The sequence below is a fragment of the Streptomyces sp. NPDC079020 genome, from assembly GCF_044542225.1.
Taxonomy (GTDB): Bacteria; Actinomycetota; Actinomycetes; order Streptomycetales; family Streptomycetaceae; genus Streptomyces.
This window is the reverse complement of sequence record NZ_JBITUB010000005.1, coordinates 391,257-414,381: the sequence shown is the minus strand read 5'-3', so window position 1 is coordinate 414,381 and position 23,125 is coordinate 391,257. Positions and strand designations below refer to the sequence as shown.

Annotated in this window: 19 protein-coding genes and 1 pseudogene; 12 read left to right on the top strand and 8 right to left on the bottom strand. The window is 73.2% G+C overall.

The genetic code is table 11. The features are described 5' to 3' along the window. Positions 1-39 precede the first annotated feature (39 nt). Entirely contained in the window at positions 40-1,326 is a 1,287-nt protein-coding gene (locus ACIGJO_RS13605; protein WP_399956719.1) for an MFS transporter, read from the bottom strand. An 80-nt stretch (positions 1,327-1,406) separates the two neighbouring features. Here ACIGJO_RS13605 and ACIGJO_RS13600 point away from each other — a divergent pair, with 80 nt between their 5' ends. Further along, positions 1,407-2,306, top strand: coding sequence for a LysR family transcriptional regulator (locus tag ACIGJO_RS13600; protein WP_399956717.1), 900 nt, complete (start codon positions 1,407-1,409; stop codon positions 2,304-2,306). Between the two features lie 18 nt (positions 2,307-2,324). Here the strand turns inward: ACIGJO_RS13600 and ACIGJO_RS13595 are convergent, their stop codons facing one another. Continuing rightward, positions 2,325-3,161 (bottom strand): M12 family metallo-peptidase, encoded by an 837-nt coding sequence (locus ACIGJO_RS13595; RefSeq protein WP_399956715.1) that lies wholly within the window; start codon positions 3,159-3,161, stop codon positions 2,325-2,327. 178 nt (positions 3,162-3,339) lie between these two features. On the opposite strand from ACIGJO_RS13595, the pseudogene ACIGJO_RS13590 reads away from it, so the two are divergent. From ACIGJO_RS13590 to ACIGJO_RS13560, 7 genes and pseudogenes are all read left to right on the top strand, one after another. After that, a pseudogene (locus ACIGJO_RS13590) lies at positions 3,340-3,894 on the top strand (ABC transporter substrate-binding protein); the annotation flags it as partial. A gap of 159 nt (positions 3,895-4,053) precedes the next feature. After that, positions 4,054-4,995 carry a carbohydrate kinase gene (locus ACIGJO_RS13585; protein WP_399956713.1) on the top strand — a complete coding sequence of 314 codons (942 nt, stop codon included), beginning with the start codon at positions 4,054-4,056 and terminating at the stop codon, positions 4,993-4,995. A 268-nt stretch (positions 4,996-5,263) separates the two neighbouring features. After that, a complete protein-coding gene (locus tag ACIGJO_RS13580) occupies positions 5,264-6,265 on the top strand; it encodes a beta-ketoacyl-ACP synthase 3 (protein ID WP_399956711.1) in 1,002 nt (333 codons plus the stop codon). Continuing rightward, a complete protein-coding gene (locus tag ACIGJO_RS13575) occupies positions 6,249-7,499 on the top strand; it encodes a beta-ketoacyl-[acyl-carrier-protein] synthase family protein (protein WP_399956709.1) in 1,251 nt (416 codons plus the stop codon). Before ACIGJO_RS13580 ends, ACIGJO_RS13575 begins: the two co-directional genes overlap by 17 nt. Positions 7,500-7,573: 74 nt before the next feature. After that, positions 7,574-9,634 carry an acyl-CoA dehydrogenase gene (locus tag ACIGJO_RS13570; protein WP_399956967.1) on the top strand — a complete coding sequence of 687 codons (2,061 nt, stop codon included), beginning with the start codon at positions 7,574-7,576 and terminating at the stop codon, positions 9,632-9,634. A gap of 122 nt (positions 9,635-9,756) precedes the next feature. Then, positions 9,757-10,026, top strand: coding sequence for an acyl carrier protein (locus ACIGJO_RS13565; RefSeq protein WP_399956963.1), 270 nt, complete (start codon positions 9,757-9,759; stop codon positions 10,024-10,026). Beyond that, positions 10,023-11,246 carry a beta-ketoacyl-[acyl-carrier-protein] synthase family protein gene (locus ACIGJO_RS13560; RefSeq protein ID WP_399956707.1) on the top strand — a complete coding sequence of 408 codons (1,224 nt, stop codon included), beginning with the start codon at positions 10,023-10,025 and terminating at the stop codon, positions 11,244-11,246. The genes ACIGJO_RS13565 and ACIGJO_RS13560 overlap by 4 nt, the downstream gene beginning before the upstream one ends. A 318-nt stretch (positions 11,247-11,564) precedes the next feature. Here ACIGJO_RS13560 and ACIGJO_RS13555 read toward each other — a convergent pair whose 3' ends face one another. Next, the gene (locus tag ACIGJO_RS13555; protein ID WP_399956705.1) at positions 11,565-12,575 is read right to left on the bottom strand and encodes a PRC and DUF2382 domain-containing protein; all 1,011 of its coding nucleotides are present in this window, start codon (positions 12,573-12,575) and stop codon (positions 11,565-11,567) included. 353 nt (positions 12,576-12,928) lie between these two features. On the opposite strand from ACIGJO_RS13555, the gene ACIGJO_RS13550 reads away from it, so the two are divergent. Continuing rightward, a complete protein-coding gene (locus ACIGJO_RS13550) occupies positions 12,929-13,636 on the top strand; it encodes an adenosylcobinamide amidohydrolase (RefSeq protein ID WP_399956702.1) in 708 nt (235 codons plus the stop codon). 3 nt (positions 13,637-13,639) lie between these two features. Here the strand turns inward: ACIGJO_RS13550 and ACIGJO_RS13545 are convergent, their stop codons facing one another. From ACIGJO_RS13545 to ACIGJO_RS13525, 5 genes are all read right to left on the bottom strand, one after another. Beyond that, positions 13,640-14,122, bottom strand: a complete 483-nt coding sequence (locus ACIGJO_RS13545; protein ID WP_399956699.1) for a nuclear transport factor 2 family protein — start codon at positions 14,120-14,122, stop codon at positions 13,640-13,642. 50 nt (positions 14,123-14,172) lie between these two features. Then, entirely contained in the window at positions 14,173-15,513 is a 1,341-nt protein-coding gene (locus ACIGJO_RS13540; protein ID WP_399956697.1) for a sulfite oxidase, read from the bottom strand. Continuing rightward, positions 15,510-16,697, bottom strand: a complete 1,188-nt coding sequence (locus ACIGJO_RS13535) for a homoserine O-acetyltransferase (protein ID WP_399956960.1) — start codon at positions 16,695-16,697, stop codon at positions 15,510-15,512. Before ACIGJO_RS13535 ends, ACIGJO_RS13540 begins: the two co-directional genes overlap by 4 nt. Next, positions 16,694-18,055 (bottom strand): bifunctional o-acetylhomoserine/o-acetylserine sulfhydrylase, encoded by a 1,362-nt coding sequence (locus ACIGJO_RS13530; protein ID WP_399956694.1) that lies wholly within the window; start codon positions 18,053-18,055, stop codon positions 16,694-16,696. The genes ACIGJO_RS13535 and ACIGJO_RS13530 overlap by 4 nt, the downstream gene beginning before the upstream one ends. Positions 18,056-18,212: 157 nt before the next feature. Beyond that, positions 18,213-19,136 carry an RNA polymerase sigma factor SigF gene (locus tag ACIGJO_RS13525; RefSeq protein ID WP_399956691.1) on the bottom strand — a complete coding sequence of 308 codons (924 nt, stop codon included), beginning with the start codon at positions 19,134-19,136 and terminating at the stop codon, positions 18,213-18,215. Positions 19,137-19,825: 689 nt separating this feature from the next. Here ACIGJO_RS13525 and ACIGJO_RS13520 point away from each other — a divergent pair. The 3 genes from ACIGJO_RS13520 (at position 19,826) to ACIGJO_RS13510 (ending at position 23,061) form a co-directional block, all read left to right on the top strand. Beyond that, on the top strand, positions 19,826-20,746 hold the full coding sequence (locus ACIGJO_RS13520) for an NADP-dependent oxidoreductase (RefSeq protein WP_399956689.1): 921 nt from the start codon (positions 19,826-19,828) through the stop codon (positions 20,744-20,746). Next, the gene (locus ACIGJO_RS13515) at positions 20,743-21,606 is read left to right on the top strand and encodes a GNAT family N-acetyltransferase (protein ID WP_399956686.1); all 864 of its coding nucleotides are present in this window, start codon (positions 20,743-20,745) and stop codon (positions 21,604-21,606) included. Before ACIGJO_RS13520 ends, ACIGJO_RS13515 begins: the two co-directional genes overlap by 4 nt. Positions 21,607-21,843: 237 nt before the next feature. Next, on the top strand, positions 21,844-23,061 hold the full coding sequence (locus tag ACIGJO_RS13510; RefSeq protein ID WP_399956683.1) for a PP2C family protein-serine/threonine phosphatase: 1,218 nt from the start codon (positions 21,844-21,846) through the stop codon (positions 23,059-23,061). Positions 23,062-23,125 lie beyond the last annotated feature (64 nt).

The following is a 23,125-nucleotide window of genomic DNA, read 5'->3' as shown; positions in this document are numbered from 1 at the left end:
GGGCCGGAACGCCGGGCCTGACCACCGTCCCGGAGCGTTTCACCGGTTCCGCGCCCGCTCCCGGACCCGCTCCAGTACCCACAGGGCCGCGCTCACCGCGGCCAGGGCCGCTCCCAGGGCGCAGACACCCGGCCAGCCCGCACGCGCCCACACCACCGCGGTCAGGGAAGCGCCCGCCGCACCGCCGGCGAAGAACAGCGTCATGAAGGCGGAGTTGATCCGGTTCCGGGCCTCCGGGTTGAGCGTGTAGATCACGTTCTGACTGCTGTTGAGCCCCGCCTGCTGGGCGATGTTCAGCACGATCACGCCGGTCGCGAGCCACCACAGTGATGTCCCGCCCGCGAGCAGCGGCAGCCAGGCCAGCGTCAGGAGAACGCCCGCGGCGCCGGACACCGCCTGGACGTGGCCCCGGTCGCCGAGGCGCGCCGCGAAGTTCATGCCCACCACGCCGATGACTCCCAGCAGCCCGAAGAAGCCGATGCCGACCGCTGTCCACCCGTAGGGCCGCTGGGTGAGCAGAAAGGTCAGCGCGGTCAGCTGCACGCTGTACGAGGCCATGGAGAAGGCGCCGATCGCGGCCCGTGAGCGCAGCAGGGGTTCCTGGCGCAGCAGGGCGAGCGTGGAGCGGATCAGTCCGCCGTACGACACCGGCACCGTACGGGCCGCCGGGGACAGCCGGGGCAGCTTGAGGTGGAGGAGCACCGCCATGGCGATCATGAGAAGGGCGTTCACCCAGTAGACGGTCCGCCAGCTGCCCAGCTCGGACAGGGCGCCGGCCGCCGTGCGCCCCAGCAGGCCGCCGAGCAGCACTCCGGACATGACGATGCCGACGATCCGGCCCCGGGCCTCCGGGGCGGCGAGCGTGGCCGCGAAGGGGACGACGACCTGGGCGCCGACCGAGGTGAGGGCGACGAGCGCCGTGCCGGCCAGGAGGACCGGCCCGGAGGGGGCGGCGGCCGCCAGCAGCAGGAACAGCGCCGTCGCGGCGAACAGTCCCACGGCCAGGCGGCGCCGCTCGGTGATGTCGCCGAGCGGCACCAGCAGGATCAGGCCCAGCGCGTAGCCGGCCTGGGCGGCCGAGACGATCAGCCCGGCCATGGTGACGCCGATGTGCAGATCCTGGGTGATCAGGTCCAGCAGCGGCTGCGCGAAGTAGTTGCCCGCCGCCGACAGTCCGGCCGCCAGCGCCATCAGCAGGATGAGACCACGCCCGAGGGAGGGGCTCGCGGCGCTGGTGGCGGCAGCGCCGCCGGTGGCCGTTCTCGCGGGCGAAGGGGGCCGAGGGCTCCGGAGCGGGGTGCGGGAGGTGGGAGAGGAGGGGGACATGGACATCAGCGTCCCGTGTCACCCGGCGATCGGTCCAACACATGTTTTTCATTCCAGCCATCGTGATTCACGATGGTCGGATGGAACTGCAGCAGATGCGCTACGTCCTCGCGGTCGCCGAGACGAGGAACTTCACGCGGGCCGCGAAACGGTGCCTGGTCGTCCAGTCGGCGCTCAGCCATCAGATCGCCCGGCTGGAGAAGGAGCTCGGAGCCCGGCTCTTCGACCGCTCCAGCCGTCATGTGCGGCTGACCGCGGCGGGGGAGGCCTTCCTGCCGGCCGCCCGGCAGGCACTGGACGCGGCGGAACGGGCCCGCGCCGAGGTGGCGGCGGCGGCCGGCGAGATCAGCGGGCGCCTGGCCATCGGGGCGATCCCCACGGTCACCGCGGTCGACATCCCGGGCGCGCTGGAGGAGTTCCACCGCCGTCATCCGAAGGTGGGGATCGTCCTGCGCGACGGGGCGAGCAAGGACCTGGTCGAGGACGTCCGCTCGGGCGCGCTCGACCTGGCCTTTCTCGGGGTGCTGCCCGACTACCGGCCCAAAGGGGTCAGCGACCACGAGCTGGCCCGGGGCGAGCTGGCCGCGATCACGGCCGTCGGCCATCCGCTCGCGGACGAGACCGAGGTGGACCTGGTGAGTCTCGCGCGCGAGACGTTCGTCGACTTCCCCGACGGCACGGCGGCACGGGCGCAGTCCGAGGAGGCGTTCACCGCGATGGGCCTCGCCCGGAACGTCGCGTACGAGGTCAGCGGCGCCGACTCCATCGCCCGCCTGGTCCGCAAGGGGCTGGGGGTGGCCCTTCTGCCCGCCGCGTTCGCCGACGAGGTGCCGGGGGTGCGGGTGCTGCGGGTGCGCAACGCGCCGGGGCGGGTGGAACGGCTCGTCTGGAGCCGCTTCCGCCCCACGCCGGCCGCCGCGGCGTTCCTGGCCGGCCTGGGGGTCGGGCCGCGTGGCGCCGATGCCGCGGGTGCGGGATGAGACGCAGCGGGGCGCCCGTCACCTCCCGCCGCGGTATCCGGCGACGATGGGCAGGGTCGCCCGCAGCACGCGGACACTGTCGTTCTCCGTGTCGCCCAGCCGCCGGCCCCGCCAGGCACCCTCCGCGCTGGAGAACCTGCTGATCCGCTTGCACTCGCCGCCGCACGAGGAGCGGTAGGCCATGATCGTGTAGTACCTGCGGTCCTCGGTGACCCAGCCGGTGTTGTACGGGCGGGTGTGGCTCACGTCCATCGAGCCGTGCGCGTTCTCCTCGATGGTGACGCGGTCGTGGGCGAGGCCGAGGTTGTGGCCGATCTCGTGGCTCACCGAGTCCAGGGAGATGCCGTCGACATCGGCGACCGAATAGGCGTACTCGTCCGATGTGCTGTCGAGCGCCGCCGCGTAGTCCGCGGTGCCGCCGCCGCGCTCGGGCGGGTCCACCAGGAGGGTGACCAGATCCGCCCCGTACCGGTCGCGCCGTGCGTCGGCCTCCCGGCCCAGGGCGGAACCGGTGCGGTCCTTGAGGCCGCGGTACGCCGCGTGGAACTGCTCCGGACCGTCGTACCCGGTGGCGGTGTACGGGTGGATGATCCGGATGGCCCCGCAGACCCCGCTCTCGCGGAGGGAGCGGTTCATCCGGGTGGCGATCTGCTGGGCGGAGGCCGCTACCCGGTGCACTCCTCCCACCCGCGCGGCGGCCTTGGGGGTGTAGACCGCCAGGACGTCGACAACCGGGCAGTGCGCCGCGGTGTGGCGGGTGGGGGTGGCCCGCGGCGCCGCGTCGAAGGACGGGGCCGCGTAGAGCGACGCGCCGAGGGAGACGGCCAGGGCGGCCTTCAACAGGGTCGATCTCATGGGGAGTTGTCTCCAACCGGAGCAGCTGGGCAGACGATGACACGGAGTGCGTAATTTCTAACAGCCGGTGACGGGTCCTGCCTGCTGTGCCCGTTGCCGGGTGCGGCGCGGGGAGGCCGGCGCCCGTTCGCGCGACATCGCTTTCACGGAACTCCCACGCCGGCGCCCGGGGCCGCGGCTGGAGGAGCGGGTCCCCGTCGTCGTCCTCGATGTGGGCCGGGCCCGCACGTTCGCCGGGACCGGTGAGCGCTTCGCCGAGCTGGCACGCTCGCTCGGTGCCGAGCCCCGGCCCGCGGCGGACGGCGCGCTGGAGACCGCCCGGCAACGGCTGCGCGCCGTCGTGGGCGAAGGGCCCGCCGACGCCGTCCGGGTACTCGCCCTGTCCCCGGCCGGTCCGGCCGAGGCCCATGTGGCCCGCCCCGGGATGTGGCCCGAGCTGCGGGTCCTGGCCGAGCTCGGCGTACACCTCGTGGAGCCGGCCGGGGGGCCCGGTGCGAACTGGTCCACGCTCGGCTGGGCCTCGGTGGCGTCGCTGCGCCCGGATGTCGTGCTCACCGACACCCGGTCCAACGCCACCCCGCTCGATGAGCTCCGGGGGGTCGCCGACTGGTCGATGCTCCGCCGGAGCGCGCCCATCGTGCCGTGGAACCCGGAGCCGCTGTTCGGCCCGGGAGCGCACGCCCGTTTCCTCGGCCTGGTGACGGAAGCGGTCGGGGCCGTCCGCAACGCGTGAGCGTTCCGCTCACCCCGCGGCCCCGTTCTCGCCGGGGCCCCGTTCTCGCCGGGGCCCCCGTTCTTGCCGGGGCCCCGCACCCGGCAGGATCGGACTCACCAAGTCCGGGGCCGCGCCGCCCGCCAGGACACCGTCGTCACGGCACTCCAGGAGGCCCCCATGTCCCGCGAGCTCGACGGACCCGATCTGCTGGTCATCGGCGAAAGCGTGGCCGACATCGTCCGGCTGCCGGGCGCCGCCGACCGGGTGCACCCCGGCGGCAGCCCGGCGAACGTCGCGTACGGTCTGTCCCGGCTCGGCCACGGCGTGACCCTGCGCACCCAGCTCGGCCCGGACGCCAACGGCCGGCTGATCCGCGGCCACCTGGAATCCGCCGGAGTCGCGGTCCGGACCGACGCGTCGGCCGCGCCCACCCCGTCCGCGGCCGTGACCCTGGACGCCGCGGGCCGGGCCACGTACACCTTCGAGATCACCTGGACGCTGGGCCCGGCAGCGGCGGAAGGGTCACCCCGTCATGTGCACACCGGATCGATCGCCGCGGTGATGGCACCCGGCTCGGCCGCCGTCCTGGACGCCGTCGGTGCGCTGCGCAGTACCGCGACCGTCAGCTACGACCCCAACGTACGGCCGGAACTGATGGGCGATCACGCGGAAGCGGTGCGCCGCGTCGAACAGTGCGTCGCGCTCAGCGATGTGGTCAAGGCCAGCGACGAGGACCTGGCGTGGCTGTATCCGGGGGAGGACCCGCGGTCGGTCGCCGGGCGCTGGCTGGGCCGCGGTCCGGCCATGGTCCTCGTCACCCGGGGCGGCGACGGCGCCCTGGCCGTGATCCCGGACGCGGAGGCCGAGGTGGCCGCGCCGCGTACCGAGGTCGTCGACACCGTGGGCGCGGGCGACGCGTTCATGTCGGGCACCCTGGACGCCCTCGCCCGGCGGGGGCTGCTCGGGGCCGACGGCCGCGCACGGCTGTACGCGCTGGACCGGGACACCGTCGCCGATGTGCTGCGCCACGCGGTGGCCGCCGCCGCTGTGACGGTCTCCCGCGCGGGCGCCAATCCGCCCGACCGGGGGGAACTGACGGAGGCACTTGCCCGTACGTGACACACGACCCCGCAGCCGCGTTGGTCAACTCGGTTTAAGTCGCGTGGAATGGGGCATAATTTTTTGCCGATTCCCCCGTTTGGCCCAATCGAACGCACCCCCGCCGAGCGCTTCACCGTTCGTCAACCGGTTGGCACGTTCGGCAAGGGAATCGGGGCAGTGGGTGGCGAGACGAGGCGCGGTCGACAGCGGTACGGGGCCGGGTGCCCAACGGGGTGTCCTACGGACCGGCACACGCACGGCGGTACTGGAGAGCGTGGCGGGGTGAGTGCCGGGGGAACCGGTCGGCAATGACCAACTGCCCGCGGCATGGGGGGTGGACGACTCCTGGGTGCGCTCCCGGACGGGCATCGGCAGCCGTCACCGGGCGGGGCCGGGCCTCGCGACCGGCGATGTGGCGTTCGAGGCGGCCGGCCGGCTGCTCGGCAGGTACCCGGTACCCGGACCCGTGGACGCCCTGGTCCTCGCCACCGCGACCCCCGACCACCTCTGTCCGGGAACGGCACCCGCCCTGGCCGCACGGCTGGGGCTCGGCACCGTCCCCGCGCTCGACATCGCGGCGGTGTGCAGCGGCTTCGTCTACGGACTGGCGGTCTGCCACGGGCTGGTGGCCTCGGGGCTGTACGAGCGGGTGCTGCTCGTGGGCGCCGATGTCTACTCCGCCTGGCTGGACCCGGCGGACCGCTCGGCCGGTGTGGTCTTCGGCGACGGGGCGGGGGCGGCTCTCGTGGCGGCCGGGCGGACCGGGGCGCCGGGCGAGCTGCTCGCGTTCGACCTGGGCAGCGACGGCACCGGGTACGACCTCATCACCGTACCGGGCGGCGGCGCCCGCGCCCGGTCGACGGACCGGCCCGCCGCGGCGGGCGACGAGTTCTTCCGTATGCAGGGCCCCACCGTGTACCAGCACGCCGTTCAGCGGATGACGGGATCGTGCCGCGAACTGCTCACCAGGGTGGGCTGGGACGCCGCGGAGGTCGACCACTTCGTGCCGCACCAGGCCAACGCGCGGATCCTGCGCGCGGTCGCCGAACGCGTCGGCATCGGGCCGCAGCGCTGTGTCACCCATCTGGAGCGGGTCGGCAACACCGGTGCGGCCTCCATTCCTCTGGCCCTGGCGGACGCCGAAGGACGGGGCCGGCTCAGGGCCGGGGACCGGATCCTGATCACCGCCTTCGGGGGCGGATTGACCTGGGGTTCCGCGGCACTTCGCTGGCCGGGCACCCCGCAGACGATTTCTATGAAAGGAACACGGAATGGTGCAGTCCGCTGACAAGGACACCGGAGCCGGCAGCGCGGTCGCGGTGACGGGAGTGGGCGTGGTGACTCCCGCGGGGGCGGACGAGCACAGCTTCTGGGAGGGGCTGTGCTCCGGATACTCCACCGCCCGCCGCTGCGAGGAACTGGCGGGGCTGCCGGTCGACTTCGCCTGCCCGGTCGACGGCCTGGACCTGGACGCGGCGGTGGGCGGACGCTCGGTGTGGCGGATGGCCCGGTTCGTGAAACTGGCCGTGGTCGCCGCCCGGCAGGCGGTCGCGGACGCCGGGTTCGACCCGGCCCGCTGGGACGGTACCCGGGTCGGTGTGGTGCTGGGCGTCGGCGTCGGCGGCGTGTCCGTACTCGTCGACAACGTCGCCAGACTGGCATCCGGCGGGCCGGACGCGGTGTCCCCGCTGCTGGTCCCGATGATGATTCCCAACGCGGCCGCCGGAGAGGTCGCCATCGCGCTCAAGGCGTACGGCCCCAGCCTGGCGCCCGCCACGGCGTGTGCCTCGGGCGCCACCGCGATCGCGGTGGCGCGCGATCTGCTGCTCGGCGGCAGCTGCGACGTGGTGGTGGCCGGCGGCGCCGAGTCCGTACTGACGCCGCTCGTGGTCACCGCGTTCGCGCGGATGGGCGCCCTGTCCACCCGGAACGACGATCCGGCGGGCGCCTCACGCCCGTTCGCCGCGGACCGGGACGGCTTCGTGATCGGTGAGGGCGCGGCCATGCTCGTCCTGGAACGCGCGGACGGGGCCAGGGCCCGCGGCGCCCGCGCCCGCGCCCTGCTCACCGGGGCCGGGTCCAGCACGGACGCCCACCACCCCACCGCGCCGGAACCCGGCGGCCGGGGTGCCCAGCGGGCGGTGGAGGCGGCCCTGCACCAGGCGGGCTGGACGCCGGGCGATGTCGACCACATCAATGCCCACGGCACCTCGACCCCGCTCAACGACGCGATGGAGACCACCCTCATCTCCCGGCTCTTCCCGCACCGCCCCCCGGTCACCGCGCCCAAGGGCGTCACCGGGCACACCCTGGCGGCGGCGGGCGCGATCGAGGCGGTGGCCACCGTGCTGACGCTGGAGCGGTCGCTCATTCCGCCGATCGCCAACCTGGACTCCCTGCCGGACGCCTTCCCGCTCGACTGCGTGACCAAGGAAGCCCGCCACCAACCGGTCGGGACCGCGGTGAGCCACTCGTTCGGATTCGGCGGCCACAATGTCGCACTTGCTTTCCAACGGGTCTGAAAGGTGCACATGTCCGGGAACGGCGAGGGGTGTCCTCGCCGTTCCTTGATCGTTCTACGTCCGTGACCGTAACCATGAACAGCGTGGCCCCTCCGTCCACCAAGGATCTGCTGACCCGGGTGCTCTTCGGCGACAACTTCCGCCAGGAGCACGGGTTCTGGCGTCGGCTGATCACCACAGAACCGTTCCGCCGTCTCGCGACCGGCACCCCCGAAGAGCGCCTCGCCCTCTCCTACGACCGGCTGAGGATCCTCAACGATTCGCTCGACAACCCCGCCCGGCTGGCCTCCGACGCCCGCGCCCTCGCCGCCCTGCACGAATGGCTCGGCCCGGTCGACGCGACTCTGATCACCGTCGCCGGCATCCACTACAACCTCTTCCTCGGCAGCCTGCTCGACCACGACCCGGTCGACCGCGACCTGTCCGACTTCATCCGGCTGCGGCGCACCGGCACCTTCCTGTGTACGGAGGTGGCGCACGGCAATGACGCGCCCGCCGTCGAGACCACCGCGACGTACGACCGCGAACGGGACGGCTTCGTCCTGGACACCCCGCACTGCGGGGCACAGAAGTTCATGCCCAACACCAGCCCGGCCGGGGGCCCCAAGTCCGGCGTGGTGGCCGCCCGGCTGCTGGTCGACGGCACCGACCACGGCGTCTTCCTCTTCCTCGCACCGCTCACCGACGAGGCGCGCGCACTGCCCGGCGTACGCGTGCGGCGGCTGCCGGCCCGGATGGGCAGCCCGGTCGACCACTGCCTGACCTCCTTCGACCGGTTCTTCGTGGGGCGCGACGCCCTGCTCGCCGGAGCGCACGGGCATCTCGGCGAGGGCGGGGAGTTCAGCAGCGAACTGGCCAACCGCAGGCGCCGGTTCCTCACCTCCATCGGGCGGGTGGCCCCCGGCAAGATCTCCATGAGCGCCTGCGCGGTCGGCTCCGCCCGCATGATCCTGGCGATCGCCGTCCGCTATGCCGGCCACCGCTTCATCTCCGGCGTACGCGGCTCCCAGCGGGTTCCCGTGTACGCCCACCGGACCCACCACGGCCCGCTCGCCGGGGCGATGGCCACGGTCTTCGCGATGAGTCTGCTGCACCGCCGGGCGCTCCAGTGCTGGGAGGAGCGCACCGATGCGAACCGGGACGACGCGGAGCGCCTGGTCGCCGTGGCCAAGGGCTGGATCACCTGGCAGGCCCGCAGTGTCATCGTCGAGTGCCGGGAGCGGTGCGGGGCGCAGGGGCTGTTGGAGAACAACGGCATGACCGAAGTGTTCACGGGGGTGGAGGGAGTGATCACCGCCGAGGGCGACAACCTCGCCGTCCACGCCAAGGCCGCCGCCGAGATGCTGTTCGGCGCCGCGCGGCAGAACGGGGCCGCCGCTCCCGCCGAGCCCGGCGACCTGAGCGACCCCCGGTTCCTCGGCCGGCTGCTCGCGGCCGTGGAGGACATCTGGTTCGCCCGGGCCGGGGAGCAGATGAGCGGAGCCCCCAACGGTGACCTGCTCAGCCGCTGGAACGCGGCGTCCGGCTCCGCCCTGCGTGGTGTGGAGGCGTACGCGTACCGGCAGGCGGCCGAGGCGTACGCCCAAGCCGTGGCCGGGCTGCCGGCGGGGCAGGCGCGGAACCGGCTGTCCGAGCTGGAACGGCTGTTCGCCCTCCAGTGGGTGGCCCGCAACAGCGGCGACCTGCTCGCGGCGGGACGCCTGACCGTCGAACAGGTGAACGCGCTGCCGGATGCCATCGAGGAGCTGATCGTGGCGGTCGCCGAACACGCGCCCGCGCTGATCGAATCCTTCGCGGTGCCGGAGGAGCTGCTCGCGGACCGGCCGATCGCGGGGCCCGGCTACGCGGACGCCTACGACGATCCCGAGGGTCCGTGGCACGGCGGCGGGGACCGGGCGCCCCGGGGCGGAAGGGCGCCGGGGAGCGGGCGGGCGGCGAGTCCGGCGTGGCCGGTGCAGCCGGTCCGGTCGGTGCGCAGGCGTCTGCGGGACCGTGGCCGGCCGCTGCGCGAAGCCGCGGCGTCGCTCGGTGTCGGAGGTCTTCTGCTGGCGTACTGGGGGACGACGTCCCTGCTCTCCCGCTGGTTGGAGAAGCCGCAGGTGAGCGTAGATGAATCGGTTCGCCGGAAGGCGTAACCGGAAGAAAGGCATCCAGTTACTTCGTTGGTGGATCGCTGCGTTTACCGCCCACCGCCGAGGTACCTGCCGATGAGAGGAAGACCGTGAAGACCGCGAGTACCGTGAATACCGCGAATACGATGGAGAGGGAACGGGTGATCCACCCGACGATCACCGAGGTGCTGACCGGGACCTTCAAGGTACCCGCTGTCGAGATCCTCCCGGACTCCACGATGGACAGCCTGGAGATGGACTCCCTGGCCATCGCCGAATTCGCCGTCATCATCAAGGAGACGCTGGGCGTCGAGGCCGACTCGGACAAGCTCTACAAGGACGCCACGCTCACCGACATCTCGGAGTTCATCCGCGAGGGCGTCGCCGGTGCGGTGCCGGTGAGCCACGCGCGATGAACAAGCCCGCCATCGCTGTCACCGGCCTGGGGATGATCACCCCGGCCGGCAATGACACCGACACCACCTGGGACGGCGTCTGCGCCGGGGTCTCACCGGCCCGCACCGTCCCGGAACTCGAAGGCTGCGCGGTCGACTTCGCCTGCACGGTCTCGGGCATCGATCTGGACGCCGCGGTCGGAGGCCGTACGGCGTTCCGGATGGGCAGATACGTCAAGTTCGCCGTACTCGCCGCCCGGGAGGCGGTCGCCGACGCCGGACTCGACCCCGCCGGCTGGGACGGGAGCCGGGTCGCCGTGGTCGTGGGCACCAGCAGCGGAGGCTCCGCCGGTCTGACCGAGCAGGCCGTCGCACTGGAACGGCGCGGCCCCGCGGCGACCTCGCCCTCGGGCATCCTGCTCACGATCCCGAACATGCCCGCGGCGGAGATCGCCATCCAGATGAAGGTGACCGGCCCCAGCCTCGCGCCGTGCACGGCGTGCTCGTCCGGGGTCACCGCCCTCTCCGTGGCCCGGGACCTCCTGGCCACCGGCCAGTGCGACATCGCGATCGCGGGAGCCACCGAGTCGATCGTGTTCCCGGTCGCCATGACCGGCCTCGCCCGCTCGGGAGCCGCGGCGCTCCGGGACGGCGATCCGTCCCGGCTCTGCCGGCCGTTCGCCGCCGACCGGGCCGGACTCGTGATGGGCGAGGGGGCCGCCATCATGGTGCTGGAACGGGCCCAGGACGCCCACACCAGGGGCGCGACCCTCCGGGCGCTGGTCGCGGGCACCGGTGCCACGACCGACGCCCACCATCCCACCAGCCCGCACCCCTCGGGCACCATCGCCCGCGCGGCCGTCGACGCGGCGCTGCGGGATGCCGGATGGCGGGCCGAAGACGTCGACCACGTCAACGCGCACGGGACGTCCACACCGCTCAACGACGCCACCGAGGCCGCACTCATCGGCCGGGCCTACCCGCACCGGCCGCCCGTCACCGCCCCCAAGGGCGTACTGGGACACTGCATGGGGGCGGCCGGTGCCATCGAGGCCGGGCTGACCATCCTCACGCTCCAGCACGGTCTCGTACCGCCGATCGCCAACCTGGACGCTCCCGCGCCCGGGTTCGACATCGACTGCGTCACCAAGGTCCCGCGGCGGCTGCCCGTACGGCGGGCCGTCAGCCACTCCTTCGGCTTCGGCGGCCACAACGCCGTGATCGCCCTGCGACGCCCCTAGGGGCTGTACGGCTCAGCGCGGGCGGCCGAAGAGGCCGCATGGCCGGTGCGGCCGGGACGACCTCCCGGCCGCACCGGCCGCAGTCGTACCGGCGTCACACCGCCTCCCAGCCGCGACCACGCGCGGGACGGCCGGCCCGGGCTCCCGCGCAAAAGCCAACTCGCCGGCCGGGGCGCTCACCCGGCTCCGGACACCGGCGACCGCTCCGGGCCACCGCACCGGTCGGGCACCCGCGGGCGTCGCAGCCGGACGGGCCGTGAGCACGGACCGTCCGGCTGCCGAGGACGTGGGAGCGGCCTCCGGCCGCGGTGCGCGGAATCAGCGGCGGCGTCCCTGGCCGAACTCGCCGCCCATGTCCTTGCCGGTTCCCATGTCCTTGCCGTCCGCGTAGTCGATCTTCTCCTTGCGGATCTCGGCGGAGACCTCCTTCTGCTCGGTGACCTTGTTGGTCTCCAGGCGGACGCGCTCCACCGGGACGGCTTCCTTGCGGACGGTGGCCCGTTCGGCGTGCAGGGTCACCTCGACGTCCTGCTCACCGATGCTGGTCGTCCCGGTGCTCTTCTCACCCGGCTGCAGCGGCTCGCGGACCACCCGTACCTCTTCGTGGTAGACCGGCACGGTGCGGGTGATGTTCTCGGTCACGACGTACTTGCGCAGTCGCGCCTTCCCGCTCTCGTACTCCTCCGTGCCGACGTGCAGCTGTTCCTCGGAACGGATCATCTCCTCCTTGCCGCCGGGGACGGCGGCGGACCGTTCGGCCCCCGCACCGGCGAGCGGCCGCGACGTCGCGGAGGTGTCCATGGCGGGGTTCTTGCCCATCGGGGTACCGGCTCCCGCCATCCCTGTGCCGGCCGCCCCGGAAGCAGTCGTTCCGGTGGTCGTGGCCCGGCCGGTCGCGGCGCCCGCCGCTCCGGCCGCGCCCGCTCCGGCCGCGCCCATCGCGCCGGTTCCGGCGGCGGTCGGTGCGCCGGGGCCCGTACGGGCCTTGTTGCCGAGATTGCCGGCCTTCCTGGTCAGCCCGTAGTGCCGGTACAGTTCCTCCTCCTCCGAGACGGACAGGTGCGCGTCCGCGTCCACCCTCGGGGCGTCCTTGACGCTGTCCTTCGGATGCGAGATGTGCAGGTCCGAGGCCACACGCCGGGCTCCGGCGAGCGGGACGAAGCTCTCCTTCATGCCGAACAGGCCGGTCTTGACCGTGACCCAGTCGGGCCTGCCGGTGTCGTCGTCGACGTACACCCGGCCCACGCTGCCGACCTTCTCCCCTTCGTTGTCATAGACGGTCAGACCGTCCAGCTCCCCGGAATCCGTGAAACCGTCAGCGGCTCCCATGGCCGATTCCTCCTCGCCCGGACACGCCCTGTGGGTGGATCCACCAGGTGAGGCGCCTCCGGCTTCCATCGCGCCTCACCCGGATGGACGCTGCAACCTCCCGGCTCACGGGGCCACGGGGCCGCGGCCCCGGTGATGGGTCCAGGGCCCGTACGACACCGATACGGTTCCACGGCTCCGATTAGGCCGATCGGGTGAGCGGCGGGCCGCCGCGGTCACGGGTCCCCCGCGTGACGCGCTCCGCGCGGCTTCTATCATCGACGGACGGCTGTCGGCCGTTGTCCTGACGTACCACCCGGGGGTGCCCCATCCGTTCCGCCAGTACACGTCTGCCCGGACAGCGCGGTGCGCTGTTGTCCCGGCGGGAGGACGGACAGGACCTGCACCATCTGGTGTGGCAGCTGGGACCCGGCGTACGGGTGTGCAGCAGCGCCGTACTCGGCGGCGGGATCGGCACCCGCGAGTGGATCCTCAACGCACAGGTGCCCGGCGGCTATCCGCGCCTGGACCCCGACCGGCACCTGGCCGGGATCGCCGCCGCGGAAGGGCTCACCGGACCGGGCGCCGGGCTGATGACGGCGGCCGATGTCACCGCCCGCGCGGAAGCCTCCGACGAAGGGGTCACGGCGACCGCCACCTGCGGCCTCGGTGTCCGGGGCTGGGCGGCCGCACCGGCCGGAACCGCCGGCGCGGTGCCGAGGCCCGGCACCGTCAACATCGTGGTCACCGTTCCCGTCGCCCTCTCCGACGCCGCCCTGGTCAACGCGATCGCCACCGCCACCGAGGCCAAGGTCCAGGCGCTCCTGGACGCCGGCCTCGACTGCTCGGGCACACCCACCGACGCCGTGTGCGTCGCGGCCCCGGAGCCGGGTCCCGGCGGCGGTGAACCCTTCGCGGGGCCACGCTCGCCGTGGGGGTCCCGCATCGCCAGGGCGGTGCACGCCGCCGTCCTGGCGGGAGCGCGTGCCGAAGGCGGCTCGCGCCCGGATCGCCCCGTGGCCGCGGGGGAGGGCCCGGTCCGGGACGACGGTCCGGACCCGGCCCGGGTGAACTCCGCCTGAGTGTCAGGCGGAGGCCGGGGGCTCCGCGATCCGCTCCGTCGCGCCGCCGAACGCCAGCACCAGAGTGCGCGAGGCGAGCAGCCAGACCCCATCGGTCCTGCGGAAGGTGTCCTCGTAGTGACCGACGTTGGCCGGCAGGCGCGGGGCGGGCAGGGCGTCCGTCGCGCCGTCGACCCGGTAGGTCGCGAAATACGTCGTCGACGAGGCCGTGGTGGGCGAGTCGACGGTCACCAGGATGTTCGTACACATCCGACGGGAGCGGCGGTCCGCGGGGCGGGAGCCGAAGTAGGACCGCAGCGCCTCCCGCCCCTCGACGCGGCGCCCGCCCGCGGGCCATTCCCACCGGCCGTCCGGGGTGAACAGCTCGGCGACGGTGGGCGGATCGCCGAGGTCGAGCCTGCGGACGAACTCGATGACGAGCCGTTCGCAGGCCCGTTCGGCCAGCAGCTGTTCCAGCGGGTCGAGTGGGTGCGCTCCGGGAATCATGACGTGTTTCTACCAGCCGCGCGCCCTCGCTCGCACACGCGTTTCCCCGGTCACACGACCGTCACCGGATGCCGGACCACCGCGTCGAACAGATAGCCCTGGGTGTTGTGGACCGCGGTCTCGGGCTGCGTACGTCCGGAGCGGTCCGTCGCGCGGGCGAGGAGCACCCCGGCCCCCCGTTCCCGGGGTACCCAGTCGGCCGACCACCGGACCCAGCTGCCGGCCCGCGGCTCGTCCCGCAGCCGGGCGCGGTGCCAGCGGGTGCCGCCGTCGGTGCTGATCTCGACCGAACGTACGGGCGCCCCGCCCGACCAGGAGCGGCCCGTCAGCAGGACCGGGCGGTGCGCCGGGAACGAGGCGCCCGGCTCCAGTTCGAAGGCGCTCTTCAGGCTCTGGCGGGTCAGCGGAGCGCTGCCCTCCGGCGGATAGCCGGGGCCGAACAGCCGGTACAGCCCCGTGTTCCACGGAGTGAGCAGCGGTTCCTCGCTCACCTCGATGTCGCCGACCCACTTGATGTTCGCGATCCCCACCCACGACGGGACGATCAGACGGACCGGAAACCCGTGATCGGGCGGCAGCGGCTCACCGTTCATCTCATAGGCGAGCAGTACGTCGTCCAGGGCCTTGTCCACCGGCAGCGGCCTGCGCACCCGGCCCAGATTGACCCCGTCGCTGATGACCTCGTCGTCCAGACCGCGCGGCAGGACGTCCACCGCGTTGCGGCCCAGCCCCGCCCGGCGCAGCACATCGGCGAGCCGCACCCCGCGCCAGCGCGCCGTGCCGATCGCGCCCAGCGTCCACGCGGTGCCGCTGACCTGCTGGTTCTGCTGCGAGGCATAGAAGTTCCGGGCGTTGCCCGCGCACTCCACGAACGCCGTGCGGGTGACGGCGGGCAGCGCGCGCAGATCGGCGTACGAGAAGTCCACCGGATCTCCCGTCAGCCCGCTGCCCCAGACGGTCAGCCGCCAGCCGGACACATCGATACGGGGTGTGGCGGTGTGGTTGCGGACGAAGAAACGGTCGGCCGGGGTGAGCAGGCCCGTGGAACGCAGCGCCGCGAAGTTCGTCTCGGCGTTGGTGCCGCGCACCGTGAACAGCTCGGGGGGCAGCGGTTTCACCACTCCCGGCACCGGCGCCACTCCCGGCACCGGCTCCGGCTCGGCCGCCCGCGCGGGGGAGGCGGCCGAGGCCAGCGGCCCCGCCACCGACGCCGCCGCGACCAGTTTCAGCAGGTCCTTGCGGTCGATACCGGCGGAGCGCGCGTCGTCCCGCTCCCACTGGCGAAGCCGTATCCGGTCGTACTGCTCCTCGGCGTCTAATGCGGTGCCGTTGCCACTGCTGGTACCGGGATCCGGGCTGTTGCCCGGGCCGGACAGGGGTGCGGGACTCATGGGCGCTCCTGAGGAAGGTGGGAGGGGCGGGGCTGAGGAAGCAACTCCCTCACCATCATGCCCACTTGGCCGGTCTCGATGAGGAATCCGTCATGTCCGTACGGTGATTCGACGGTCCTGGGCCGGTCCGCTCCGGGCAGCAGCGCCGCCAGTTCCGCCTGCTGCGCCAACGGGTAGAGCCGGTCCGAATCGACACCCGCGACCAGGGCGGGCATCCCCGCGCGGCGCAGTGCCGCGGCGACACCGCCCCGGCCCCGGCCGACGTCATGGCCGTTCATCGCCTCCGTCAGCACCACATAGCTGCCCGCGTCGAACCGGCGCACCAGCTTGGCCGCGTGGTGATCGAGATACGACTCCACCCGGTAGCGGCCGCCCCGGCCCGGCCGCTCACCCGGCTGCGGCTCCCTGCCGAACCGGGAATCCAGCTCGGGTTCGCTGCGGTAGGTGACATGGGCGATCCGCCTCGCCTGGCCGAGACCCCGGTGCGGGCCCTCGCCCGGGAGCGCGTCGTGGTAGTTCCCGCCCCGCCATCCCGGGTCCGTACGGATCGCGGAGATCTGCACCGACCCCCACGCGATCTGCTCGGCGGACGCGGCTGCCGGGGCCGCCAGCACGAGCAGGGAGCCGGTGCGCTCCGGGCGGCTCACCGCCCATTCGAGGGCACGCATGCCGCCCATCGACCCGCCGATGACGGCCGCCCATCGCCCGATGCCGAGCGCGTCGGCGAGCGCCGCCTCGGCCGCCACCTGGTCACGGACCGTCAGATACGGGAAACCGCCGCCCCATCGGGCACCGTCCGGCCCCCGGGACGAGGGGCCGGTGCTGCCCTGGCAGCCGCCCAGCACGTTCGGCGCCACGACGAACCAGTGATCGGTGTCCAGGGCCCTGCCCGGTCCGACCAGCGCGTCCCACCAGCCGGCGGTCGGATGCCCCGGGCCCGCGGGCCCGGCCACATGGCTGTCCCCGGTCAGCGCGTGCAGGACCAGCACCGCGTTGGCCCCGTCGGGTGCCCGCCGCCCCCATGTCTCGTACGCCAGGCGCACGCCCGGCAGGGCGGCCCCCGATTCCAGCGGAAGCGGCCGGTCCAGGACCACCCAGGAGCGGCGGCCGGGCGGATCCCCCTCCCGCCGGCCTCCGGCGGCCGGCGGGAGGAGAAGCGTGCGGGGGGTGGCCGCGGGGTTCAGGACGCAGCCTTCGCGGCCCGGAACCCCGCCTCCAGATCGGCCTTGAGGTCCTCCACGTTCTCCAGCCCGACCGACAGCCGCACCAGACCCGCGGTGGCGCCGGTGGCCGCGAGCTGCTCCTCGGTCAGCTGGCTGTGGGTGGTCGACGCGGGGTGGATGATCAGGCTCCGTACATCACCGATGTTGGCGAGGTGGCTGAACAGTCCGACCGCGTCCACGAAACGCCTGCCCGCCTCGGCCCCGCCCCGCAGCTCGAACGACAGCACCGCCCCGGCACCGCGCGGCAGATAGCGCTGCCCCGCCCCGTACCAGCGGTTCGACTCCAGACCGGCGTAGTGCACGGCCGCCACTTCGTCGCGCTGCTCCAGCCACCGGGCGAGCACCAGTGCGTTGGAGGTGTGCCGCTCCAGCCGGAGGCTGAGTGTCTCCACCCCCTGGAGCAGCAGGAACGCCGAGTGCGGCGAGAGCGCGGGCCCCAGGTCGCGGAGCAACTGGACGCGCAGCTTCACGGCGAAGGCGCTCGGTCCGAGGTCCGGCCAGTAACGCAGCCCGTGGTAGCTCGGGTCCGGGGTGTGGAAGTCGGGGAAGCGCTCGGAGTACGTGCCGAAGTCGAAGGTGCCGCCGTCCACGACCACCCCGCCGAGGGTGGTGCCGTGCCCGCCGAGGAACTTGGTCGCGGAGTGGACGACGATGTCCGCGCCGTGCTCGATCGGCCGCAGCAGATAGGGCGTGGGCACGGTGTTGTCGACGATCAGCGGCAGCCCGGAGGCGTGTGCCACGTCCGCGACGGCGCGGATGTCCAGCACGTCACCGCGCGGATTGCCGAGCGTCTCCGCGAACAGCGCCTTGGTGTTGGGCCGGATCGCGGCCTGCCACTGCGCGGTGTCGTCGGGGTCCTCGACGAACGACACCTCGATACCGAACCGGGGGAGCGTGTGCCGGAACAGGTTGTAGGTGCCGCCGTAGAGCGAGGTGGAGGAGACGACATGGTCCCCGGCCCCGGCCAGCGTCAGGATCGCCAGGGTCTCCGCCGCCTGCCCGGAAGCGAGCGCGACGGCCGCGACGCCGCCTTCCAGCGCGGCGATCCGCTGCTCCAGGACGTCCTGGGTGGGGTTGTGGATCCGGGTGTAGATATTGCCGGGCTCGGCGAGCGAGAACAGGTCGGCCGCGTGCTGGGTGTCGCGGAAGACGAACGACGACGTCTGGTAGATCGGCACCGCACGGGCACCCGTGGCCGGGTCGGGGGAGGCACCGGAGTGGATCTGCTTGGTCTCGAACGACCAGGCGGGCCCGGCGTCCTGCCGCTCCTGGTCCTCGGGGGTGTGCCCTGCGGTGACGGAGTCGAGGGGCTGGCTCATGTGTTTCCTCGCACGCTGGTTCAGTGGCTGATCGGCAAGAAGCACGCGCTGGCGACGGGCTGATTACGGACCGTAGAGGCGTTCGCGCGGTCCGGGAAGCGTGTCGGCCGCTTGGCCATGAACCTGCAATGCACAGGCAACACAAGGGCGCCGGAGGCTACTCCTGGGTGAGCATCCCGCTGCGCAGTTTGTGCAGCATGCGGCTGAGCAGCCGCGACACATGCATCTGGGAGATACCGAGTTCCGCGCCGATCTGCGCCTGGGTCAGCTCCTGACCGAAACGCATGTCGATGATGCGCCGCTCACGGTCGTCCAGCTCCCCGAGCAGCGGGGCGAGCGTATGCAGATTCTCCACGTTCTCCATGGCGGGGTCCGGCTCACCCAGCACATCGGCGAAGGTGCGGCCGCCCGCGTTGTGGCGTCCCGACGGCGAGGTGTCGGTCGGCATGTCCAGCGAACCCGCGGTGTAGCCGTTGGAGGCGACGATCCCCTCGGTGACCTCCGTCTCCTCGATCCCCAGGTGCTCGGCCAGTTCGGGCACGGTGGGGTCCCGGTCGAGATCGCCCGCGAGGGATTCCTTCGACTTGGCGAGATCGACCCGCAGCTCCTGAAGGCGCCGGGGCACATGAACGGCCCAGCTGGTGTCCCGGAAGAATCGTTTGATCTCACCGACGATGTACGGGACGGCGAACGAGGTGAACTCGACTTCGCGGGACAGGTCGAACCGGTCGATCGCCTTGATCAGACCGATGGTGCCGACCTGGACGATGTCCTCCATGTCGCCGCTGCCCCGGTTGCGGAACCGTCCCGCGGCGAACCGGACCAGGGACAGATTCATCTCGATGAGCGTGTTGCGCGCGTACTGGTGCTCCTGCGTGCCCTCCTCCAGGACCTGGAGCCGGTCGAAGAAGAGTCTCGACAGTTTGCGCGCGTCCTTCGGGGCGATCCTCCCGGCGTCCTCGATCCACGGGAGCCGGCCCGGGGCGCCCGCCCGTCGCGCCGTGACCGGCAGTTCCGCGGTGCCGGTGACCCCGGTGCCGGTGACCCCGGTACCGGTGGTCCGTGCGGTGTGCGCCGTCATTTCGTCACGCTCCCCTGGTCGTAGGCCATGAGGTGTTAGCGCCTGCCCCGGGGCCTCTCTCCCATGCGCGCGACGAGCGTCGAGCCAGTCAAAAAGGCGGAATTGGCCGAAAGGTGAGGGGTTAGGTCCTGAGTCGCCGTCATGTAGGGGCGAGGGCGAGGGCGAGGGCGAGGGGCGCGGGGGTGAGGCTGAGAGGTGACGCGGCGTGGCGGCCGGGCGGGAAGCGGCGTCGTCGGACGCGCAGAACCGCCCCACCGGTACGGGGGAGCCCGGTGGGGCGGTCGGCACCAGAGTGCCACAGCCGGGCGGCTGTTGGGGACCGACCGGCGCGTATTGACCGGTGGTTGAGTCGATTTCGACGGTTGCCCGGCTCCGTGTACGCGTGTCAACGGTCCAGGTGGACGCGTGCCGGTGTCCGGGGGCACGCGGGTCAGCGGTCCGGGCCTGCGCCGTCCTCCGGGTCCGGCACCGGGACGCGGTGTGCCGGGCGCGCCGTTCCGCGGAACCGGCGAGGGCGAGGAAGCCCGTACCGGCCGCCGGCGGCGCGCGCGACCGGAAGGACCGTTGATTGCGCGCGCGTGAACAGTTCACCGGCCCGGGAATACCGGGCGGCCCCCCTGGCTTCTGGCTGCTGTCGGCGGCCCGCGGGCCGCCGGAAGGCGGGCGGGACGGACCGGAACGAGGAGCTCATGGCCAAGGCGTACATATTCCACCGCTACGGCGGACCCGAGACGGAAGCCTTCGTCGACCTGCCGGTGCCCGTCCCGGGCCCCGGCGAGCTGCTCGTCGCCGTCCGGGCGGCCGGGGTCAACCCCGTCGACTGGAAACGACGGTCCGGCCATCGCAGGCCGGGGAGCGATCCGGCGCCACTGCCGGGTGTGTTCGGCAGCGAGGTGTCGGGGACGGTCGAGGCGGTCGGACCGGACGTCGAGGGCTTCGCCCCCGGGCAGGCCGTCCTCGGCTCCCCGCTGACCGGCGGCTACGCGCAGTACGCGCTGCTGGCGGCCTCCGCCACCGCCCACAAGCCGGACGGGCTGTCGTTCACGGACGCGGCGGTCCTGCCGGTGGCGGCGGCCACCGCGTACGACGGACTGCGCCAGCTCGACCCGGCTCCCGGGGCCACGCTCCTGATCACCGGGGCGGGCGGCGGTGTCGGGGTGGCGGCGGTGCAGCTCGCCCGGCACTCCGGGATCCGGGTCATCGGCACCGCGAGCGAGGCGAAGAAGGCCCTCGTCGAGTCCCTGGGCGCCGTCCATGTGACGTACGGACCGGGAGCCGCCGACCGGATACGGGCGGTGGCTCCCGAGGGCGTCGACGCTGCCTTCGACCTGGCGGGCGGCGAGGCGCTGACCGCCGCCGCGGGCCTCGTGACGGACCGGAAGCGGCTGATCAGCGCCGGGTCGCCCGAGGAGGCCGCGGCGCTCGGTGGCGCCGCCGTGCGCCGGAGCCGAACCGCGGCCGTGCTCGACGAACTGGCGCGCCTCGTCGTCGGCGGCGCCCTGGACACGCAGGTGACCGCCACGTTCCCGCTGGCCGAGGCGGCGCGGGCGCTGCGTACCGTGGAGAGCGGCCACGCACGCGGAAAGACCGTGATCGAGGTGGCCCGATGAGCCGGCCCGCCCCCGTCCCCGGCCACGCTCCCGCCCCCTCCCACGCCGCCACTGAACCCGAGACCGGAAAGGCGCTCCCGCCCGTGCATTCCCCCGGCAGCCATCTGCCCCACCAGCCCCATCCGCCCCACCCTCTGGACAATCCGGTCCGCTCCTCGCTGACCGGCCCGCACGCCCACTTCGCCGAGCGCCGAGGCCGCATCCTGCGCTACCCCGTCGACGTCACCCCGTGGCTCGCCCTCCCGGATGCCCCGGACGACCAGGACTGGGCCGATGTCGCGGCACTCGCCGGCCCCGGCGCGGCGGTCACCCTGACCGCGTTCCGTGAGCCGCCCCCCTCGGACTGGGAGATCGTCTTCCACGCCGAGGGCGTCCAGCTCGTCGACGAGTCCGTGGCCGCGGCACCGGACCCGGAGGCTGTCGCCCTGGGACCGGCGGACGTCCCCGAGATGCTGGACCTGGTGGCGCGCACCCGGCCCGGTCCCTTCCTGCCGCGCACCGTGGAACTCGGCACCTACCTGGGCATCCGCCGCGAGGGCGTCCTCGTCGCGATGGCCGGGGAGCGGCTGCACCCGCCGGGCTGGACCGAGATCAGCGGAGTCTGCACCGACGAGTCCGTGCGCGGTCAGGGACTGGCGGGCCGGCTCGTCCGGGCCGTCGCCCACGGCATCAGGGAGCGGGGCGGGACTCCGTTCCTGCACGCGGCCGCCTCCAACACCAACGCCGTCCGGCTCTACGAGGCACTCGGTTTCCGGCTCCGCCGCCGTACGCAGTTCCTGTCGGCCCTCGTACCCCTGACGGCACCCGGCCTCGGCGCCGACGCGGGCCGGGAGCCGGTGGCGGTCCCGGGCCGGCCGTAGGCCCCGCGCGGACACGAGGACCTTCGGCCCGGGACCCAGGGCCGAAAGTCCCGGGCCGAAGGTCACGAGCGGGACCTTCGGCCCGCTCCCGGGGCCGTAAGCCTCGTGTGCCGACGCCCCGGTCCCGGTCCACTGGATGAAGAACCGTCCTGAGGGCTGTCCTGTCAGGGAGCACAGGGAGAGCCCTCGGTGACGGCCGACCAGGACCGAGGACCGAGCAGGAGGCACACCGTGGCCATGGGGCTGCAGCGAGCGGCGACGACGCGCACGTCAGAGCTGTCGGGAGCGGACGCCGGCGAGGCGGCGGCGGCCGCTCCCCGTGTCGGGAACTGGCCACTGGCCGGCGGGCTGGCACTGCTGACCCTGGCGATCGTGCTCCTGCATGTCTTCTCGGGCGACGACTTCGAGGTCGCCCCGCTGCTCGTGGTCGTCCCCGCGCTGGCCTCCGTGTTCTGCACGGTCCGGCAGACCGTGGGGGTGGCCGTCTGGATCATGGTCGTGGTCGTCGGCTCCCGGCTGGCCTCGGACGGGTCCTTCTGGGACCTGGTGCTCGGCATCGGGTTCACGGTGCTCGCCTGTGCCCTGGGTGTCGGTTCCTGTGCGGCGCGCATCCGGCACGCCACCCAGATCGCCCGGCTGCGCTCCGCGGCCGTCGCGCTCCAGCGCCAGATACTGCGCCCGCTGCCGGTGCTGACCGACCAGATCTTCGCGTACGGGCTCTACGAGCCGATCGAGGAGGACCGGTTCGTCGGCGGTGACATCTACGAGGTCGTCGAGTCGCCGTACGGCACCCGGGTGATCATCGGCGATGTCCAGGGCAAGGGGCTCCCCGCCATCGGCGCGGGATTCGCCGCGCTCGGCGCCTTCCGCGAGGCGGCCATCCGCGAACCCACGCTCACCGGAGTGGTGGCCGCGCTGGAGGACGCGGTCGTGCGGCACAACGAGTTCTCCTCCCAGACCGGCGAGACCGAACGGTTCGTGACCGCGCTGGTGCTCGGCTTCGACGGCGGGGACCGGGTGCAGGCGGTCAACTGCGGCCATCTGCCGCCGCGCCTGCTGCTCAACGGCGAGGCTTCGATGATTCCGCTCCGCCGCACCCACGTCCCCCTCGGCATGGCCGAACTCAGCGAGGAGGAGCGTACGGGGGAGTGGTTCGGCTTTCCGCCCGGCGCGACCCTGCTGGTCGTGACCGATGGCGTGACCGAGGCCCGTGACGCCTCCGGCGCCTTCTATCCGCTGGACGACCGGCTCGGCGCGTGGGCGCGGCGGGGACCGCGCGAGGTCCTGGACGCGCTCCACACCGACCTGGAGAAGTTCTCCGGCGGTGTCCGGCGCGACGACATCGCCGCACTCGCCCTGCGCAGGGCCCCGTCCGACAGTGGGCCCGGCCCGCGCCCCTCCGAGGGGGTCCGCGAAGGCGCCCGCCGGGCCACCGAGCCCCTGCGCGACCGGTAGCAGGCGGGCGCGCGCCCCCGCGGCCGACGCGCCCCGCCCGGTGGCCGACGCGCCCCCGCTCCGT

Bases quoted from the DNA above. Each gene is read 5' to 3' on its own strand.
- ACIGJO_RS13510 (WP_399956683.1), top strand. From the start codon at position 21,844: ATGGGGCTGCAGCGAGCGGCGACGACGCGCACGTCAGAGCTGTCGGGA.
- ACIGJO_RS13540 (WP_399956697.1), bottom strand. From the start codon at position 15,513: ATGAGTCCCGCACCCCTGTCCGGCCCGGGCAACAGCCCGGATCCCGGT.
- ACIGJO_RS13570 (WP_399956967.1), top strand. From the start codon at position 7,574: ATGAACAGCGTGGCCCCTCCGTCCACCAAGGATCTGCTGACCCGGGTG.
- ACIGJO_RS13555 (WP_399956705.1), bottom strand. From the start codon at position 12,575: ATGGGAGCCGCTGACGGTTTCACGGATTCCGGGGAGCTGGACGGTCTG.
- ACIGJO_RS13565 (WP_399956963.1), top strand. From the start codon at position 9,757: ATGGAGAGGGAACGGGTGATCCACCCGACGATCACCGAGGTGCTGACC.
- ACIGJO_RS13530 (WP_399956694.1), bottom strand. From the start codon at position 18,055: ATGAGCCAGCCCCTCGACTCCGTCACCGCAGGGCACACCCCCGAGGAC.
- ACIGJO_RS13560 (WP_399956707.1), top strand. From the start codon at position 10,023: ATGAACAAGCCCGCCATCGCTGTCACCGGCCTGGGGATGATCACCCCG.
- ACIGJO_RS13525 (WP_399956691.1), bottom strand. From the start codon at position 19,136: ATGACGGCGCACACCGCACGGACCACCGGTACCGGGGTCACCGGCACC.
- ACIGJO_RS13585 (WP_399956713.1), top strand. From the start codon at position 4,054: ATGTCCCGCGAGCTCGACGGACCCGATCTGCTGGTCATCGGCGAAAGC.
- ACIGJO_RS13605 (WP_399956719.1), bottom strand. From the start codon at position 1,326: ATGTCCCCCTCCTCTCCCACCTCCCGCACCCCGCTCCGGAGCCCTCGG.
- ACIGJO_RS13600 (WP_399956717.1), top strand. From the start codon at position 1,407: ATGGAACTGCAGCAGATGCGCTACGTCCTCGCGGTCGCCGAGACGAGG.
- ACIGJO_RS13520 (WP_399956689.1), top strand. From the start codon at position 19,826: ATGGCCAAGGCGTACATATTCCACCGCTACGGCGGACCCGAGACGGAA.
- ACIGJO_RS13515 (WP_399956686.1), top strand. From the start codon at position 20,743: ATGAGCCGGCCCGCCCCCGTCCCCGGCCACGCTCCCGCCCCCTCCCAC.
- ACIGJO_RS13575 (WP_399956709.1), top strand. From the start codon at position 6,249: ATGGTGCAGTCCGCTGACAAGGACACCGGAGCCGGCAGCGCGGTCGCG.
- ACIGJO_RS13595 (WP_399956715.1), bottom strand. From the start codon at position 3,161: ATGAGATCGACCCTGTTGAAGGCCGCCCTGGCCGTCTCCCTCGGCGCG.
- ACIGJO_RS13545 (WP_399956699.1), bottom strand. From the start codon at position 14,122: ATGATTCCCGGAGCGCACCCACTCGACCCGCTGGAACAGCTGCTGGCC.